The sequence below is a fragment of the Streptomyces sp. NPDC002537 genome (genome assembly GCF_053594975.1).
Map to the genome: position 1 here is coordinate 1 of NZ_JBSFWT010000121.1, position 15,953 is coordinate 15,953.

15 protein-coding genes are annotated in these 15,953 nt (G+C 73.1%); 4 read left to right on the top strand and 11 right to left on the bottom strand.

The genetic code is table 11. The annotated features are described in order from the left end of the window. Nucleotides 1–144: 144 nt before the first annotated feature. Nucleotides 145–705 carry a CGNR zinc finger domain-containing protein gene (locus ACWD4A_RS32715; RefSeq protein ID WP_451199660.1) on the bottom strand — a complete coding sequence of 187 codons (561 nt, stop codon included), beginning with the start codon at nt 703–705 and terminating at the stop codon, nt 145–147. A gap of 86 nt (nt 706–791) precedes the next feature. Between ACWD4A_RS32715 and ACWD4A_RS32720 the strand changes: the two genes are divergently transcribed. Together ACWD4A_RS32720 and ACWD4A_RS32725 are read left to right on the top strand one after the other, a co-directional pair. Next, on the top strand, nt 792–1,688 hold the full coding sequence (locus ACWD4A_RS32720) for a phosphotriesterase family protein (RefSeq protein WP_451199661.1): 897 nt from the start codon (nt 792–794) through the stop codon (nt 1,686–1,688). A 41-nt stretch (nt 1,689–1,729) separates the two neighbouring features. Next, nucleotides 1,730–2,308 carry a hypothetical protein gene (locus ACWD4A_RS32725; protein ID WP_451199663.1) on the top strand — a complete coding sequence of 193 codons (579 nt, stop codon included), beginning with the start codon at nt 1,730–1,732 and terminating at the stop codon, nt 2,306–2,308. A 31-nt stretch (nt 2,309–2,339) separates the two neighbouring features. Here the strand turns inward: ACWD4A_RS32725 and ACWD4A_RS32730 are convergent, their stop codons facing one another. From ACWD4A_RS32730 to ACWD4A_RS32740, 3 genes are all read right to left on the bottom strand, one after another. After that, a complete protein-coding gene (locus tag ACWD4A_RS32730; protein ID WP_451199664.1) occupies nt 2,340–3,722 on the bottom strand; it encodes an MFS transporter in 1,383 nt (460 codons plus the stop codon). Between the two features lie 110 nt (nt 3,723–3,832). Further along, nucleotides 3,833–4,189, bottom strand: coding sequence for an ArsR/SmtB family transcription factor (locus ACWD4A_RS32735; RefSeq protein WP_451199666.1), 357 nt, complete (start codon nt 4,187–4,189; stop codon nt 3,833–3,835). Between the two features lie 58 nt (nt 4,190–4,247). After that, nucleotides 4,248–5,693: a glycoside hydrolase family 47 protein gene (locus tag ACWD4A_RS32740; protein WP_451199668.1), complete on the bottom strand. Its 1,446-nt coding sequence runs from the start codon at nt 5,691–5,693 to the stop codon at nt 4,248–4,250. A 158-nt stretch (nt 5,694–5,851) separates the two neighbouring features. On the opposite strand from ACWD4A_RS32740, the gene ACWD4A_RS32745 reads away from it, so the two are divergent. Together ACWD4A_RS32745 and ACWD4A_RS32750 are read left to right on the top strand one after the other, a co-directional pair. Further along, nucleotides 5,852–6,421 (top strand): TetR/AcrR family transcriptional regulator, encoded by a 570-nt coding sequence (locus ACWD4A_RS32745; RefSeq protein ID WP_451199671.1) that lies wholly within the window; start codon nt 5,852–5,854, stop codon nt 6,419–6,421. A gap of 14 nt (nt 6,422–6,435) precedes the next feature. Continuing rightward, nucleotides 6,436–7,044, top strand: a complete 609-nt coding sequence (locus ACWD4A_RS32750; RefSeq protein WP_451199674.1) for a DUF4865 family protein — start codon at nt 6,436–6,438, stop codon at nt 7,042–7,044. Between the two features lie 21 nt (nt 7,045–7,065). Here the strand turns inward: ACWD4A_RS32750 and ACWD4A_RS32755 are convergent, their stop codons facing one another. The 7 genes from ACWD4A_RS32755 to ACWD4A_RS32785 all read right to left on the bottom strand — a co-directional run. Beyond that, a complete protein-coding gene (locus tag ACWD4A_RS32755; RefSeq protein ID WP_451199677.1) occupies nt 7,066–9,564 on the bottom strand; it encodes an acyl-CoA reductase in 2,499 nt (832 codons plus the stop codon). After that, on the bottom strand, nt 9,561–10,709 hold the full coding sequence (locus ACWD4A_RS32760) for a LuxE/PaaK family acyltransferase (protein WP_451199679.1): 1,149 nt from the start codon (nt 10,707–10,709) through the stop codon (nt 9,561–9,563). The genes ACWD4A_RS32755 and ACWD4A_RS32760 overlap by 4 nt, the downstream gene beginning before the upstream one ends. Further along, nucleotides 10,706–11,851: a GNAT family N-acetyltransferase gene (locus ACWD4A_RS32765; RefSeq protein WP_451199680.1), complete on the bottom strand. Its 1,146-nt coding sequence runs from the start codon at nt 11,849–11,851 to the stop codon at nt 10,706–10,708. The genes ACWD4A_RS32760 and ACWD4A_RS32765 overlap by 4 nt, the downstream gene beginning before the upstream one ends. Beyond that, nucleotides 11,848–13,137, bottom strand: a complete 1,290-nt coding sequence (locus ACWD4A_RS32770) for an MFS transporter (RefSeq protein WP_451199682.1) — start codon at nt 13,135–13,137, stop codon at nt 11,848–11,850. The genes ACWD4A_RS32765 and ACWD4A_RS32770 overlap by 4 nt, the downstream gene beginning before the upstream one ends. Further along, nucleotides 13,134–14,402: a phenylacetate--CoA ligase family protein gene (locus tag ACWD4A_RS32775; RefSeq protein ID WP_451199684.1), complete on the bottom strand. Its 1,269-nt coding sequence runs from the start codon at nt 14,400–14,402 to the stop codon at nt 13,134–13,136. The genes ACWD4A_RS32770 and ACWD4A_RS32775 overlap by 4 nt, the downstream gene beginning before the upstream one ends. Before the next feature lie 247 nt (nt 14,403–14,649). Further along, nucleotides 14,650–15,012, bottom strand: a complete 363-nt coding sequence (locus ACWD4A_RS32780; protein WP_451199685.1) for a DUF6233 domain-containing protein — start codon at nt 15,010–15,012, stop codon at nt 14,650–14,652. A 254-nt stretch (nt 15,013–15,266) separates the two neighbouring features. Next, nucleotides 15,267–15,953: molybdopterin cofactor-binding domain-containing protein (locus ACWD4A_RS32785; RefSeq protein WP_451199687.1), on the bottom strand; the 687-nt coding region annotated here is incomplete at its 5' end.

Genomic DNA, 15,953 nt, shown 5'->3' on the forward strand with positions numbered 1-15,953 from the left:
CTCCGCCCCGGGCCCCGGACCGCGCTTCGCGCGGTGTCCTCAATCGCCGGACGGGCTGGATTTCGCGGACCGTGGCTCTTTAACCGACAGAACCAGCCCGTCCGGCGCTTGAGGACGCGGCCGCAGGCCGCAATGGCGCGGCGCTCAGACCGCCCGGCGGCGTTCGCGGTGGGCGCGGACGCGGCCGCGGCTCGCGCAGGCCGGGGAAGGGCACCAGCGTCGTCGCCCCGTCGGGTTGGCGAACACGCCCCGGCAGTCGGCTTCGGGGCAGACGGCCAGCGTGTCCCGCTCGGGGCCGGTCAGCGCGTCGACCGCCTGGCGGGCGATCCGGGCGAGCGCGGCGACCGTCGTGGGCGGCGCCTCGCGTCGCAGCCGGTCCGTCACCACCAGCCTCAGGGGATCGGGCGCGCCGTCGAGGAAAGCCGTCAGCTCGGCCACGGCCCCGGCGGGCGGCGCCTCCCCCGCGACCACCGTCAGCGCGAGCGCGCGCAATGTCTCCCGTACCTCCTGGGCACGGCGTACGTCGGCCGCGTCCGGCGGCGTGGCCGGGGAGAGTTCGCTGCGGATCAGCCACTCCCCCAGCCGTTCCGCCGTCGCGATGCGCTCGACGGGGTCCGCGCCGAAGCTCCGGCCGCGGGTCGCGAGCAGGTTGAGCCAGGTGGCACCGCAGTCGAAGCGGAATGCGAGCCGGTCGTCGTCCTTCACCACGCCATCGTAACGCCTCAACCGTTACAGTAACCTCGTAACGACTGACCCGTTACACATGGCTGCGTGAACAGGAGGAACGGCACATGACCGCCGTCCGTACCGTGCTCGGTGACATCCCCGCCGAGGACCTGGGCGTGTGCGACTCCCACGACCACCTCTTCCTGCGCAGCCCGCAGCTGCCGGGGCTGGAGCTCGACGACCGGGAGGCCGCGGCCGCGGAACTGCGGGCGTTCCGGGAGCTGGGCGGCGGCGCGGTCGTGCAGTGGACGCCGCGCGGGATGGGGCGGCGGCGCGCCGAACTCCCCGGGCTGGCGCGGGAGACGGGCGTGCGGATCGTCGCCGCGACGGGGCTGCACCAGGATCGGCACTACGCGCCGGACGTACGGGAGCGGCAGGGCGACGGGCTCGCGGGGAAGTTCATCGCGGACCTGACCACCGCACCGGTCCGGGCGGGCCTGATCAAGGTGGCCGGAGGGTTCCACGGGCTCGACGCCCACGCCCGGTACACCATGGCCGCGGCCGCCGAGGCGCACCACGCGACCGGCTCCCCCGTCGCGGTCCACCTGGAACTCGGCACCGGCGCGATGGACGTACTGGAGCTGCTCTGCGGGGAGTTGGGTGTCCCGCCCGAGCGCGTCGTGCTCGGCCACTTGGGAAGGTCGCCGGACTCGCGCGCCCATGTGCGGGCGGCGCGGGCGGGCGCCTTTCTCTCCTTTGACGGGCCGTCACGTACCTATCACGCCACGGACTGGCGGCTCTTCGACTCGTTGGCGGCGCTGGCGGTGGCCGGCTTCTCCGACCGGATTCTCCTCGGCGGCGACACGACGGCCGCGGGGGCGCGGTCGGTCGACGGGGGTCCGGGCATGCCGCACCTCCTGCGCGTCCTCCGGCCGACGCTGGAGGAGGAGCTCGGCGAGGAGTTCGTCACCCGGGTGTTCATCGACAACCCTGCGCGCGCGTTCGCCGTCGACTGGCTCTGAGGGCTCATGACACCTGCCCGCCGCGGGTGGAGGATCGGGGCATGACGATGATCAGGACGACGGGGGCCCGGCTCGGGATACTGCCGGTGGCGATGCTGGCCGTACTGGCGGCGGGGTGCGGAACGCATCGGTCGGGGGACGGCGCCCGCGCGGGCGGACCCTCGCGGAGCGCGGCGGCGGCACCGAGCGCGCCGGTGGACTTCCCGTGCCCCGGCGAGAGCCCCACGCCCGCGCCGCCGACGGCCGCGGACACCTCGGGTCCGGCCGTGCCGCCCACCGACCACTACGCCGAGAACCACGGCTTCATGGTTCCCCTTCCGCTGCACGGCCGGCTCCGCTGCGAAGGGCTCGCGGCCGTCGGGCGCGTCGGGAGCGCGCTCGAACCGCTGCGCAAGCGCGGTGACTTCGACCCGGTGAGCACCCGCGGCGCGCTCACCGGCCTCGGCTACTCCGCCGGGAAGGTGCGGTCGTACCGGAACGGGCCCACCGGGGTCGGTTTCCTCGTCGACGCGTTCCCCCTGTGCGTGGAGGGCACGATGGACCGCGACTCCACTCGGGCGGACGCCTTCTCCGGCTACCCCGACCATGCCGGCTGCGACCGTCCCACCGGCGGCCACTGACCGCATCGGCCACGGCCCGGCCGCGCTCTTCTCACCGCGCGGAAGGCACGCCCCGGTCCGCGAGCGGTGAGCGCGGTGCGGGCCACGTGTGATGGTGGCTGTCTATGACGTAGTGGTGGCCGTGGCGCCAGCCATCGGTGGCCGGGCGGGCGTCGGCGAGGTGGGGGTGGCCGGGGGGCAGGGCGGTGTGGATGTGGTCGAGGCGGGACGGGTCGCGGGCGGGCCAGGTCGCGGCGGCCGCGGCGACGGCGGCCAGGGCGATCGCCGCGAGGACCACCGCGGTGACCGGCAGGCCCGCACCGGCGGCGAGCCACCCCGCGAGGGGGTAGGTGAGCAGCCAGCAGCTGTGGGAGAGCGAGAACTGGGCGGCGAAGGCCGCGGGCAGGTCCGGGTCGGCGGCGGAGCGGCGGACCACCCGCCCGCCGGGGGTGAGGACCGCCGAGCAGGCGGCGCCGATCGCGGCCCAGGACGCGAGGAGCGCGGCCCACGGCCGGGCCCTCGGTGCGGCGGCGGTGAGCACGGCGACCGCGGCGAGGATCACCGGCAGGGCGCAGGCGGCGGTGAGCATCACGGCGCGGTCGCCGGCCCGTCGCAGCAGGCGGGGCAGGAGCAGGGCGGCCAGCATGGAGCCCGCTCCGTAGGCGCCCAGGGCGAGGGAGACGGCACCGGCGGACCGGTGGAAGTGGCCGCGGACCAGGACGACGGTGTCGACGAAGACGATGGCTCCGGCGGCGGCGACCGCGAGGTCCAGGGCGAGCAGGGACCTCAGGCGGGGAGTGGCCCAGAACAAGCGGGTGCCGAAGGCGGCCCTGGCGTGGACGCCGCCGGTGCGCTCGACGGGGGCGGGCTTGGGCAGTACGGCGGAGACGACGAGCGCCGCGGAGGCGAGGAAACCGGCCGTGGTCCCGGCGAACAGCCAGCCGTAGGAGACCAGGGACAGCAGTCCGGCGGCCAGCGCCGGGCTGAACAGGCTCTCCAGGTCGTACGCGAGCCGGGACATCGACAGGGCCCGGGTGTAGTCGCGCTCGGCGGGCAGCACTTCGGGGACGGTGGCCTGGAAGGTCGGCGTGAACGCGGCCGACGCCGCCTGCAGGAGGAAGACCAGGACGTGGATCTGCCAGACCTGGGTGACGAACGGCAGGGCGAGCGCGACACCGGCGCGGGTGAGGTCCGCCGTCACCATCAGGGCCCTGCGCGGTATTCGGTCGGCGACGGCGCCGACGAGCGGGCCGACGGCGACGTAGGCGACCATCTTGATCGCCAGCGCGGTGCCCAGGACCGCGGAGGCGTTCGCCCCGGCGATGTCGTACGCCAGCAGGCTCAGCGCCACCGTGGCCAGCCCGGTGCCCACCAGGGCGACGACCTGGGCGGTGAACAGGTGACGGTAGGTGCGGTTGCGCAGTACGGACAGCATGGGCCCCGTCCCGGGTCGGCGGCATGGTGCGACCACACCACCATAATCAACATGTGCGTACGCGTGCACATGTTGATTGCGGAAGAGTCCCGGGCGCGTGGCGCCGATCGTCAGTCGTGCGGCGGCAGGGCGCGGACCTGGTGGTCCGCCACGTTCAGCGCCTCGTCCACGAGACGGCGCAGGTGGCCGTGGCGCAGGGAGTAGACGATGCGGCGCCCGTCCTTGCGCGTGCCGACCAGACCGGCGAGGCGGAGCTTGGCCAGGTGCTGGCTGACGGACGGGCGTGCGGCGCCGCACGCCTCGGTCAGGGTGGTCACGTCGGCCTCGCCCTCCCCCAGCCGCTGCATCAGCGCCAGGCGGGTGCGGTCCGCGAGCAGGGCCAGGACCGAGACGGCGACCTCCAGGCGCTCACCACCGCCCCGCTCCTGCGCATCATGCGTATCTGCCAGGTGAGCGCTCGCGGTCATGTGCCCATCGTAGGGCGACGGGTGGGTGGGTGCGCTCCCCCGCACATGCGGGCAGGGGTCAGGAGCGGCGCCGCAGTCCACGGAGGATCTTGCCCTCGGTGCTGAGGTAGCCGTGGGCGTAGTCGAAGCGGTCGGTGTCGGCGAAGGTCAGATAGAGCCATTTGAAGTTCTCGGCGAAGACGTACGCCGGGCAGTGGTCGCCCCGGGTCATGGGCCGCCGGGTGACATCGGTGACGACGGTGTAGCCGCCGGGGACCCGGTGATGCTCCTTCAGGTTGAGGAAATAGCGCCAGGCCGTGTCCTGGTAGTACGGGTCGCCCGTCTGCCAGTACAGCTCGAAGGCGCAGTTGGCGTATTCGGGGCGCAGTTCGTTCCTCGGGTCGAGGACGTCGAGATGCGTGGAGTCGATCTCTTCGGGGATGACGGCGTACTTGCCCTGCACGGCGGTCCAGGACCGGTAGTGGTCGGCGGCCAGGGTGTTGTCCCCGCCGACGGAGAGGATGACGACCGCGAGCGAGGACTGACGGCGGCTCAGCAGTTTTCCGGTGCGGGAGTCGACCCGCTTGAACCACAGGCGGCCGTCCACCCGTTCGGCGAGGTGCTTCTTCAGCGAGGCGTCGAACATCCGGAACCAGGTGAGGCAGTCCCGGTCCCCGAGCATCGCCCACCCGCCCCAGAGGTATTCGTGGAACGAGTCCACCGGAGGGTTGAGCCCCACGTCCTCGTGGTCGGCCCAGGCGCCGGTCTCCACGTTCAGCCGGGTGCCCAGCAGGTCGAGCGAGGAGCGGCGGCGCACCACTTCCGCGAGGGCGCGCCGGGAGGCCCGTACGTAGCGGGTGTCGCCGGTGAGTTCGGACAGGACGCCGAACTCCAGGATGTTGGTGCCGATCTCGGCGAGCGGCACGACGGCGCCGGAGACGGCGCCGGTGCGCAGATTGACATGGCGGTAGGGCATGCCGGTCGGGGACTTGGTGAAGGCGGGCAGCAGCCGGTCCGCCAGGTCCGTGCACAGGGTCAGCAAGTACCGGTCCCCTGTGGCGAGATGACCGGCGAGCAGGCCGCCCACGAGGCGGATGACGGATTCGAAGACCTGGAAGTCGGCGTCGATGTCGAAGTCGAGGTCGGTTCTGATCCACTTGACGCAGCGCGCGAGTTCGTCGTCGAGGCCCATCACGTAGTGGGTGTCGAGGGCCTCGACGATCGACAGGCCCACCGGGTGCCCGGCGGCGAAGAATTCGCGGTGGCCGCCCGAGACCGGCAGCAGTTCGTCGTGCCCCCACGCGTGCCGCTCGTAGCCCTGCCAGGCGTGCAGGAATTCCGCCCGGATCCGGTCGGCCTTCTCCCCGGCCGCCCGGGGCGAGGGGTCCGGGGGCCGGGTCCGCGCCGCCGCCGTGGCCGGCGTACGGCCGCCGAGCCCGCTCTCAAGGCCGAACAGACCCGCCGCGGCCAGTGCGGAGACGACACCGCGACGGCCCGGCCGTGCGGACGTGAGGTGGTTCGTCACGTGGTCCTCCCGGGAAGGGGGGCGAGGAAAGGGGCGCGTCGCGTCCGCGTCACATTGTGCGGCCGCCCCGGCACCGTGCGGCACAGGCCGCGCCGGGCGTTCGGTGCACTCGGCGCACCCGCGAAGCGGCTGTACCTACTGGTATGTACAGTGTCTTCATGAACACGTCGGAACGCCTCATCGAGAGCACCCGCGAGCTGCTGTGGGAGCGCGGGTACGTCGGCACCAGCCCCAAGGCCGTCCAGCAGCGGGCGGGGGCGGGGCAGGGCAGCATGTACCACCACTTCGCCGGGAAACAGGACCTGGCGCTGGCCGCGATCCGCCGCACCGCGGAGGAGATGCGGGCCAAGGCGGAGGAGCAGTTCTCCGCTCCGGGCCCGGCACTGGAGCGGATCCGCGCGTATCTGCTGCGCGAACGCGACGTCCTGAAGGGCTGTCCGGTCGGCAGGCTCACCCAGGACCCGGACGTGATGGCCGATCAGGCGCTGCGCGGACCGGTCGACGACACCTTCGCGTGGCTGCGCGGCCGTCTCACCGACGTCCTGGCGGAAGGCCGCGAACGCGGCGAGCTGGCGGCCGGGCTGGACCCGTCCGCCACCGCCTCGACCGTGGTCGCCGTGCTCCAGGGCGGCTATGTCCTGGCCCGCGCGGCCGACTCCACCGAGCCCTTCCGGCAGGCCGTCACCGGCGTCCTCGCCCTCCTCGACAACCACACCACCGGCCGGTAAGGAAGCACTTCGCCATGCACGCCAAGCAGTACGAGATCACCCTGCCCGCCGACTACGACATGCGGATCATCCGCAAGCGGGTGGCGGACTTCGGCCACCTCCTCGACGACCGCGCCGGGCTCGCCCTCAAGGCGTACGTCATCCGCGAGCGCGGCGTCGACGGCTCGCCGGTCAACCAGTACGCCCCCTTCTATCTGTGGGACGACACCGCCGCGATGGGCCGGTTCCTCGTCGGCGGGGGCGGGTTCCAGGGCATCGTCCGCGACTTCGGGCGACCGGTCGTCCAGCACTGGATGGGGGTGGCCACCGAAGCCGGCCCGGCCCGCGCCGCGGTGCCGAAGGCCGCCTCCCGCCGCCTGTCCCCCGTTCCCGTCGACGCCGATCCCAGTGGTATGGGTGTCACCGAGCTGATCCGGCGCGAGACGGACGCGCTGCACGCCCTGGCGCGACGCGACGGCGTGCACACCGCGGCGCTCGCGGTCGACCCCCGGCACTGGCAGCTGATGCGCTTCGTGCTCTGGGAGCAGGCCGTCCCCGAGGACGAGGACGCCACCGAGCGGTACGAGGTGCTGCATCTGTCCGCCCCGCACCTGGCCGGGCTCCCCGAGGGCCGCCACTGGTGACCCCCGGGCGCCCGCCGTCCGTCATCCCCTCCCGTCCACCACCGTCCGGAGCTTGCCGCTCGTCGCCGTACGGACGAACTCCGCGCCGGGCACGGCCTCGACGGTGAAGTCGAGGAGTCCCTCGGAGACCGCCGACCGCAGCTCCGGGTAGTCGCCGAGGAGCGTCTCGCGCACCGCGTCGGCCGGGACCGTGCCGCGTTCCACCCGGACCGTGAGGGATTCCCGGCGGTCGCCGCCGGCCAGCAGGATCTGGAGTTCACCGCTGTAGCGGAGGCGTTCCTCCACGATGGCCACGAAGCGGCGGTGGTTGAGAAAGTAGGTAGCCACCCGCATCACGTCGCCCAGCCGCCCCAGGAGTTCGAAGCGGGGGGCGTGGCTGCCGCAGGGGCAGCGGCCGGGCAGGGCCCGGCCCAGGTCGCCGATGACGTAGCGCCCGAGGTCCTGGCCGCGCCGGGCACGGGTGGTGAAGACCAGCCGCCCGGTCTCCCCCGGGGCCACCGGGCGGTCGGAGCCGGTGTCGAGGATCTCCAGCGTGTGGAGGTCGGCGTGCAGGTGGTGGACGCTGCCGTCGCTCTCGGCGCACTGGTAGCCGAGCGGGCCGAGGTCGGTGCTGCCGTAGGTGATGGAGCGGACGACCTCGACACCGAAGGTCTCGGTGAGGGTGCGGCGCTGCTCGGCGGTGAAGTGCTCGCCACCGTAGAAGATCTTGCGGATGCCGCCGTACGCGCGCAGCAGGTCCGCCTCCTCGTGGAGGAGCTGCCACAGGTACGAGGGCATGCCGAAGAGGGTGTCCGCGCGGTGCGCGACGAGGGTCTCGGCGGTCGCCCGGTGGTCGGTGCCCGCGGCCATGGGCAGTTGGACGCCGCCGAGCCGCTCCAGGATGGAGAAGAAGCTGATGAAGCTGCCGTACATCCCGCCGCAGTAGAAGAGGTTGGCCGTGCGGTCGTGGGCGGGGTCGTAGCCGGCGGCGAGCAGGCCGCGGGCCGCGGCGTGCATCTGGGTGTCGTAGTCGTCGTAGCTGAAGAGGGACAGGGCGGGGGTGCCGGAGCTGCCGCCGCTGCGGAAGTACAACTCGGCGTCGCCTGCCGCGACTTGGCCGTTGAGCTCCTGGACGACCGCCTTGTCGGTGAGCGGGCCGGTGGGCGGCGGGAAGACCGCGGGCCGGGCCAGGTCGTCGAGACAGGCGGTGGTGGTGAAGCGCTCGTCGGCCTGGACGGCGACGCGGCGGCTGTAGCGCTGGAGGGCGTAGACGCCGTCGTGGGGTTCCCCGGAATAGCCCGCGGTCATGGCGCCGACGGGGGTGACCCGGGTGGCGCCCGCGGCCAGGACGGTGCCGGACAGCTCCGCGATGTCCGTACGGCTGCCCGCGATGCCCGCCGTCTGGAGGTAGCGGCGCATGGGCCGCAGGGTGGGGATGACGTGCTTGCGGGGCAGCGGCTTGATCCACACGCTGCGGTGCAGCGGGGAGGCGGTGAGCACCGGGCGGGTGTCGGCGAGGACGCGCCAGGTGCGGTCGGGGGCGGTCAGGACGCGGGTGAGCCCGAGGTGCTCCTCCAGGCCGGCCAGCAGCTCGGTGGTGGTGAGTTCGGCCTCTTCCGCGGGGTCGAGCGGCTCCTCGTCCGGGGCGGGCATGCCGGCCAGGACCTCGGCGAAGCGGTCGGCGAAGGCGAAGACCTCGTCGGTGTCCTCGGTGTCGAGGTAGACGACCTGCGGGCTGGAGCACGCCTGCTGCTCGTAGACGCAGACGTCCGCGGCAAGGGCGGCCAGGGTGGCCGGGTCGTGCCAGGCGTCGGGGGTGAGGTAGGCGAACGATATCTTGTGGCCCCACTCCACCAGGCGGCAGCCGGGCGGCACATGGGCGGCGACGCCCTCGACGGCGGTCTCGCCGCCCCATACGGCGACGGCGTCGGCGGGCGCGCACATCAGGCGCAGCCACTCCTGCCGGGAGGAGGGGAAGCGCAGCACGATGACGCGCTCGGCGAGGGCGCCGGTCGGGTCGAGGGCGGCGAGCTCGGCGAGCAGGTGCTGGGCGAGGAGGGTGTCGCCGCCACTGGTCTTGAGGACGTTGACGTTGCCCGCGAGGAGGCCCTCGATCAGGCTGAGCGGGGCGACGGTCGCGGCGTTGCCGGGGGCGATGTGGGCGACGAGGCCGACTGGCGCCCAGGCCTCGTAGACGGTCTCCTTGGCGTCGGGACGGTTCAGGCGCTGCGGCGCGGTGGAGCCGAGTTCGCGGCGGAGCTTGCGGCTGAGCGCGTCGCGGCGGAGGAAGGCGGCGAGTTCGGCGAGCACGGCGCCCTCCTCACCGGCGGGCAGGTGCTCGGCGAGCCGTACGGCCACGGGGTGGGCGGGGTCGGCCAGGGCGGTGGCGAGCCGGTCGCAGGCGGCGAGGACCGTCTCGGTGGCGAGCGGCTCGGCGAGCGCCGCCTCGACGGCGGCGGGCAGGCCGGCCAGGCGCCGCTCCGCCTCGTCGTCACCGATGAAGGTGCCCTGCCAGTAATGGTGGTTCATGTTCTCGGTCATGACATTCCCTTCATCAGTTCGGCGGCCGCCACGGCACAGCTGCGGTTGCGGCTCACCCCGGCACGGCCGTGGACGGTGAACCAGTCGGTGGCGAGCTCGCAGCCGCACTCGCTGCCCGGCCGTACGGAGGCGAGGTCGCCCATGAGGACGCTCTGCGCGGGTACGGAGGTGATGTACGGCGAGACGAGGTGCAGGTAGCCGGGTTCGCCGTGGGGCAGCTTCTCGAGGGTGCGGGTGGAGCGCGCGGAGATCCGGGACCAGACGGGTGCGTGCAGGTTGTGGTGGTCGCACTCGATGTAGGGGACGCAGTGCTCGACGGAGCCGAAGGTGTCGCGTATGCGCTCGGCGGGGATGCCCAGTTGGCCGGTGACGCGTCCGTAGAGCTCGTCCTTGCCGATCCGCTGGTCCGCGTGGCCCTTCCAGCCGCCGCCGAGGACGACGAGGGAGCCCTCGGGCAGGGTCAGCGGCGGCAGCCCCATGGCGCGCATCCGCTCCAGGGTGAACCAGAGGAAGGCGGGGAAGCCCAGGATGCGTACGGGCGCGTCGTCCGCGGCGAAGCGGCGCAGGGCCTCGACGCAGCCGAAGGGGTCGAACTCGTGGCCGTTGCCGGTGTTGCGCAGGGCGTACGCGACCTGCCGGGCGGGGGCGAAGTCGCAGAGGTAGTTGTCGGTGAACGAGGTGCCGAGGTTGAGGTCGCGGGCGGGTTCGTAGCTGTAGAGGAGGTAGTTGACGTCCTGTCCGGGGGTGATCCAGCCGTTGCGGTCGAAGATCCGGGCGACCATGCGCTGGGCGGAGCGGATGGTCCACCGGTCGAAGAACATCTGGGACTTCTGGCCGGTGGTGCCGGAGGAGGTCAGATGCAGGTCGACGTCGTCGTGGGGGATGGACAGGACTTCGTGGCGCTTGAAGAAGTTGGCGTGGACGAGGGGCGCGCGGTACGGCTCGGCGGGCGCGGTGGCGTCGTACAACTTCCGGTAGAACGGGGAGCGTTCGGTGTGCCAGGCGTTGATCTCGGCCATGGCGGCGGCGAACAGCGCGTCCTCGGCGGGGCCGGTCGCGTAGGGGTCGGTCAGGTCGCACAGTTCCTGGACCCGGGGCAGCAGCTCCGGGTCGGGGACGTCGACGGGGGCGAGATGGGGGTTCACGGGGCAACCTCGGGTGCGGTCACGGCGGGCAGGTTGGTCGACGCCCAGGCCGATACGTAGGAGTCCAGATACGGCTGGAGAAGGGGTTCGTCGACGACCACGCCGCGGAAGTCGATGTGTTCGGTGGTGCGGGTGAGCACCGCGTAGTCGTGGCAGCCGTCGCCTTCGGGGCGCATCGCCGGGTAGAGGGCGCTCGGGATGAAGCCCTGGGCGAGAAAGGCGGACAGCGCGCCGTGGTGGGCCAGGGGCACCAGCGCCTCGACGTAGCCGGCGCCCGCGCGGGTGAGCGCCCGGGTGATGGGGTCGAGGTATCCGGCGGCCGCGGCCGGGTCCGGGTGCCCGGCCATCAGGGCGCAGTACCTGCCGGTGCGGTTGAGGTAGGCGTAGACCTCGAAGTCGCCGTGGTCGGGCACCAGCAGCACATTGGGGGTGTGCAGGGGGTAGAACCACTGGGCGGCGTCGGGGAACCGGTCGTGGAAGCGGCGGCGGACGAAGGCCGGGGCCTCGATCATTTCCAGCCGTACGTCCGGTGCCACGGGCGGGGCGGGGAGCGGCTCGGTGACCCGGGTCTCCGCGTAGCTCACGCCGAGGCTGCCCTCGGCGGCCCGCAGGAGCGGCAGCAGCGGGGCGGGCACCTCGGGGACGGGGGCCCGCCGGTCGAGCACACCGGATGAGTAACGCGCGTAGAGCGCGAGGCTCTCGCGGCAGTTGAGGTCGACCGCGTTGGGCAGGATGCCCATGGGCCGGAAGCCGTTGCGCGAGACGACGCGCTGGGGTCCGGCGCTCACGGTGCGGACCGTGGCGTAGACCGAGTCGAGGCGGCCGGTGGTGAGCATCCGGGCGCACAGCTCCTCGGTGAGCTGCCCGGCGAGGCCGGCGCTGCGCCGCTCGGGGTGGACGGCGAGCCCTTCGAGGCGGCCGAGGCGGCTGCCGGGTTCGCTGTGGATGGCGGCGGACCCGGCGAGGCCGCCGTCGGCGCAGCGGGCGACGAGCCAGAGGGTGTGCGGGTCCTGGATGAGCCGGGACATCTCGGCGGGGTCGGTGCCCAGCGCCGTGGGGTAGTGCGGTCCGTAGACGGCGTAGTAGAGCTGCCGGAGTTCGGCGATGTCGGCGGCGGTGGCCCGCTCGATGGTGGTGGTCACCGGTTCCCTCCCACGGCTGCCGGGATGTTCTCCGCCCGCTCGGCCGGTTCCCCGGCGGGGGCGGGCGCGCGGTCGCGCAGCAGCGCCAGGGCGCAGGCGGCGGGGAGCAGTCCGGCCGCCTGGACGAGGCAGAGGGTCTGCGGGGACAGCTTGTCGCCGAGGAGGCCGAAGAGCAGGGAGGCGACGGGGAAGGTCGCGCCGAGCACGGCCTGCATGACGGCGAAGAAGGCGGGTTTGTCCGCCGGGGGGACGAGCCGCTGGAAGAGCGCCACGAAGCGGACGCCGATCACGCCGACGCACCATCCGGCGACGGCCAGGCAGCCCGCGATGACGGGCCGTTCGCCGACGATGCCGGGGAGCCCGAGGGCGACGGCCATCGTGGCCAGGCAGAGCGAGCCGACGACGGTCGGCCTGCCCGGTACCCGGGCGCCGGTGAAGGAGCCGATCAGGGTGCCGGTGCCGAGCGAGGCCTCCAGCAGGGCGACGGTGCCACCGCCGCCGTGCAGCACGGACTTGGTGTAGAGCGGGATGACGACGAAGACGGCCGTGGTGAAGAGGTTGGCGGCGGTGAAGCTGAGCAGGATCTTCCGGACGAAGGGCAGGCCGGAGAGGACCGCGCGCAGGGTGCGCCGCTCCCCGCCGTCCGTACCGTCCTCGGCGCCGGTGGCCGCGGGGCGGAAGCGGGCGGTCGCGATGAGCGCGGCGGCCGTGACGTAGGCGGCGGCGCAGCCGACGGCGAGCCCGGAGACTCCGGCACGGTCGACGATCAGGGCGCCGAGCAGCGCTCCGCCGAGGCTCGCCAGCGACTGGGTGGACAGCTCGAAGCCGGTGGCGGCCTCGATGTCCTCGTCGTCGACGAGTTCGGGTACGGAGGTGGTCAGGCAGGGGTCGAAGAACGCCTGGCAGGTGGCCAGGGCGAGGGTCGCGGCGTAGGCGGCGGGCAGCGGCAGTCCGCTCGTGTACGCCCAGACCGCCAGCGCGGTCGCGGCGGCGCCGGCGGTGGCCGCGGCGGCGCGCAGCAGGGTGCGGTGGGCGAGGCGGGCGACGGCGCGGGCGACGACGGGGGCCAGTGCCACGGCGGGCAGGGTGCTGACCGCCATGAACAGCCCCGAGGCGAGGCCGTTGTTGCCGTCGAGGGCGTAGGCGACGAGCCACCAGGAGACGCCGACCTGGAACATCCGCACCGCGGCCTGGGTGAGGACCTGGCCCAGCCAGACGGCGCCGAAGGCGCGGTTGCGGAGGACGAGCGGGCGGCCGCGGGAGGGCCGCGCCATCGGGGTGGTCATGCCGTGGGCCTCTCGTCGAGAACGCGGACGAGCTTGCCCGAGCGGGGGTTGACGACCAGGTCGCGGTGGCGGACCCACTCCACCTCCAGGGGGTGGACGAATCCGGCGCGCAGGCTGTCGGGGTAGAGCGGGCGGGCGGTGTACAGGCCCTCGACGACCGTCTTGGCGAGGACGTCGAGGGTGGCCGGGTCGTCGTCGCCGGGCGCGGTGGCCAGGCGCAGGACGAGCCCGTCGCGGCCTTCCCGGCGGCGCACCACGAGCTGCATGCCGACGATGCGGCCCGCGTCGTCCGCGGCGGCGACGGCGTCCTGGGCGTCCTCGGCGTACAGCGACACGGGGCCGACGCGTACGCCCTCCTCGGCGCGTCCGAGGATGCGGAAGTGGCCCGCTTCCGGGTCGGTCCATTCGGCGCGGTCGCCCGCGGGGTAGCGGATGATCGGCATGAGCGTGCGGAACAGGCTGGTCACCACGACGCGGCCGGCGCGGCCCGCTTCCCGGATCGGTTCGCCGGTCGTCTCGTCGAGGATCTCGATGACGGAGTGCGGGGTGAACGCCCGGTGGACACGCGGGTCGGCGCCGGGCACGGGACGGCCGAGGAGTCCGGCGTCGACGCTGGCGTAGCCGAGGGAGCGCGGTTCGGCGTTGGGGAACGCGGCGGCCAACAGCCGTCGCTGGTCGTCGAAGAGCGCCTCGCCGCCGAAGAACAGGAGCTCCACCGCGGGCAGTTGCTCGCCGCGGGAGATCAGGTGCTCGGCGAGCCGGCAGAGGGTGGTGGGAGTGCCCGCGACCACCTGCGCGGCGAAGTCGCGCAGGGTGGGGACGGTGGACTCCAGCGGGGCTCCGCCGCCGATGGGCAGGCGTACGTTGTCGACGGGCGCGTGGGCGAGGGAGTCGAGGACGAAGAGGAAGCTGGCGTACAGCTCCCCGGCGTAGAAGAGGTCGGCCACGCGGTGGCCGGGCTTCAGTCCCGCGTCGGCCAGTCCCTGGCCGAAGGCGGTGACGAACTCCCGCCATTCCTCGCGGGTGTAGCAGGAGAACTTCGGTGATCCGGTGGTGCCGCCGGTCTTGTAGACGGCCGCCTCGGTGAGCGGTCCGGTCAGCACGCGGTTGGCCTGGAGCGTATTGGCGGCCCAGAATTCGCCCTGGTCCACGACGGGGAGATCCGTGAGTTCCGCGTCAACGGTCAAGGACGCGTAAAGATCTGCGTAAAAGGGAGAGTGCTCGCGGACATGACGTATGAGGTCCGGGAGCTGATGGACGGACATGCGGCCTTGCCTAGATTAGGAGAGAAAATGGGTGCGCGGCAGGACAAATCGCGCTGCACCGCCCCCACTTGTTGAATGTTTAACGCTGCACGGGGAACGTCCCCCACGTATACCCGTGCCGGTTCCGCGTCGCAGTTGACGCGTGTTCACATCATGGAACACAAGAGGTCTGGACCGCAAAACGCGTGGGACGGTCCGCGCCGTGCCCCGGAGGCAAGATCCGTTCGGTGCGGAGCACGGCGGGCCGTCACCTCGTGGGCGTAAGGAACCGTTCCGGCAGGCAGGCGTCGCAGGGGCGGGCCTTGCTCGCGAGGAGTTCCTCGCGCGCCTCCGCGGTGCTCAGGGTCTCCTCGCCGCCCTTCGGCACCCAGCAGCCCGCGTGGTGGACCTCGTGCATGGTCCGGCCGGACCTGGTATGGGAGGTGACGGGCCACAGCGCGTGCTCCAGATCCGGCCGGTAGGGCGTGCGGGACGCGGTGCGCGCCTCCTCGTAGTCCTCGGTGAGGTGCTGGAGGACCGCGCAGCGGACCCACTCCCGCGGGGGCATGCCCGCCTCGTCGGCGGCCGCCGTGATAAGTGCGAGTTCATCGTGGCTGAAGAGCTGCTCCATGCCGCCGGACGGTAGCAGCGGCGGGGCGCGGACGGGCGCGTTGGCGGAAGGCGGCATATGCGTCCGGCCTGCGGCGCGGGGGAGTTCCGCGCGGGGCCGCCGCCGGGAAGCCGGCCGGGCGGGGCCGTCACCGTGGCCGAAACCCATCAGTTCCCGCTGATCTCATGGGAGTTGCCTTCGGTGCACGGGGCACGCGCCCGGTTCCCGGAGGCGTGCCGGTTCCTCCGATCGAGGGGCCTGTTCCGGCTTCCGCTTCACTCTTCCGCGGTCGTGGGCGGCAGGATGTCGTCCAGCAGGACGGGCGTCTTGCGCACGCGGATTCCCGTCGCGTGGTGGACGGCGTTGGCCACGGCGGCGGCCGCGCCGACGGTGCCGAGCTCTCCGACGCCCTTGACGCCGAGGGGGTTCACCATGTCGTCCGTCTCCTCGACCGTCTCCACGACCACCTCGCCGATGTCGGCGTTGCAGGCGATGTGGTAGCCGCCCAGGTCGGTGTTGGTGAACCCGGCACGGTGCCGGTCGACATGGCTCTCCTCCATCAGGGCGTGGCCCGCGCCCCAGATCATCCCGCCCGTCAACTGGCTCTTCGCCGTACGGGGGTTGACGACCCGTCCGCAGGCGAAGACCCCGACCATCCGGGCGAGGCGGACGCGGCGCGTCGCCGGGTCGACGCGGACCTCCGCGAACTGGGCGCCGTAGCTGGACATCACATGCGTGGGGCCGACCGGCGGAGCCATCACGATGCCGCCCGAGTCGCCCTCCAGTCCCCGCCGGGCCGACGCGGCGTCGATATCCGGGGGCGCCCACTCGGCTTCGACTTCGAGGACCCCGCCGGGCAGATCCGCCACGCTGCCCGAGGCGGGCAGCCGGTCGCGCCGTTCGGGGTCGGGCACGATCGGGGCGAGCGTGCCGTCGAAGTCGAGCGCGACCACCGCCGCGCT

Bases quoted from the DNA above. Each gene is read 5' to 3' on its own strand.
- ACWD4A_RS32730 (WP_451199664.1), bottom strand. From the start codon at position 3,722: ATGCTGTCCGTACTGCGCAACCGCACCTACCGTCACCTGTTCACCGCC.
- ACWD4A_RS32780 (WP_451199685.1), bottom strand. From the start codon at position 15,012: ATGGAGCAGCTCTTCAGCCACGATGAACTCGCACTTATCACGGCGGCC.
- ACWD4A_RS32755 (WP_451199677.1), bottom strand. From the start codon at position 9,564: ATGACCGAGAACATGAACCACCATTACTGGCAGGGCACCTTCATCGGT.
- ACWD4A_RS32745 (WP_451199671.1), top strand. From the start codon at position 5,852: ATGAACACGTCGGAACGCCTCATCGAGAGCACCCGCGAGCTGCTGTGG.
- ACWD4A_RS32750 (WP_451199674.1), top strand. From the start codon at position 6,436: ATGCACGCCAAGCAGTACGAGATCACCCTGCCCGCCGACTACGACATG.
- ACWD4A_RS32770 (WP_451199682.1), bottom strand. From the start codon at position 13,137: ATGACCACCCCGATGGCGCGGCCCTCCCGCGGCCGCCCGCTCGTCCTC.
- ACWD4A_RS32775 (WP_451199684.1), bottom strand. From the start codon at position 14,402: ATGTCCGTCCATCAGCTCCCGGACCTCATACGTCATGTCCGCGAGCAC.
- ACWD4A_RS32725 (WP_451199663.1), top strand. From the start codon at position 1,730: ATGACGATGATCAGGACGACGGGGGCCCGGCTCGGGATACTGCCGGTG.
- ACWD4A_RS32735 (WP_451199666.1), bottom strand. From the start codon at position 4,189: ATGACCGCGAGCGCTCACCTGGCAGATACGCATGATGCGCAGGAGCGG.
- ACWD4A_RS32720 (WP_451199661.1), top strand. From the start codon at position 792: ATGACCGCCGTCCGTACCGTGCTCGGTGACATCCCCGCCGAGGACCTG.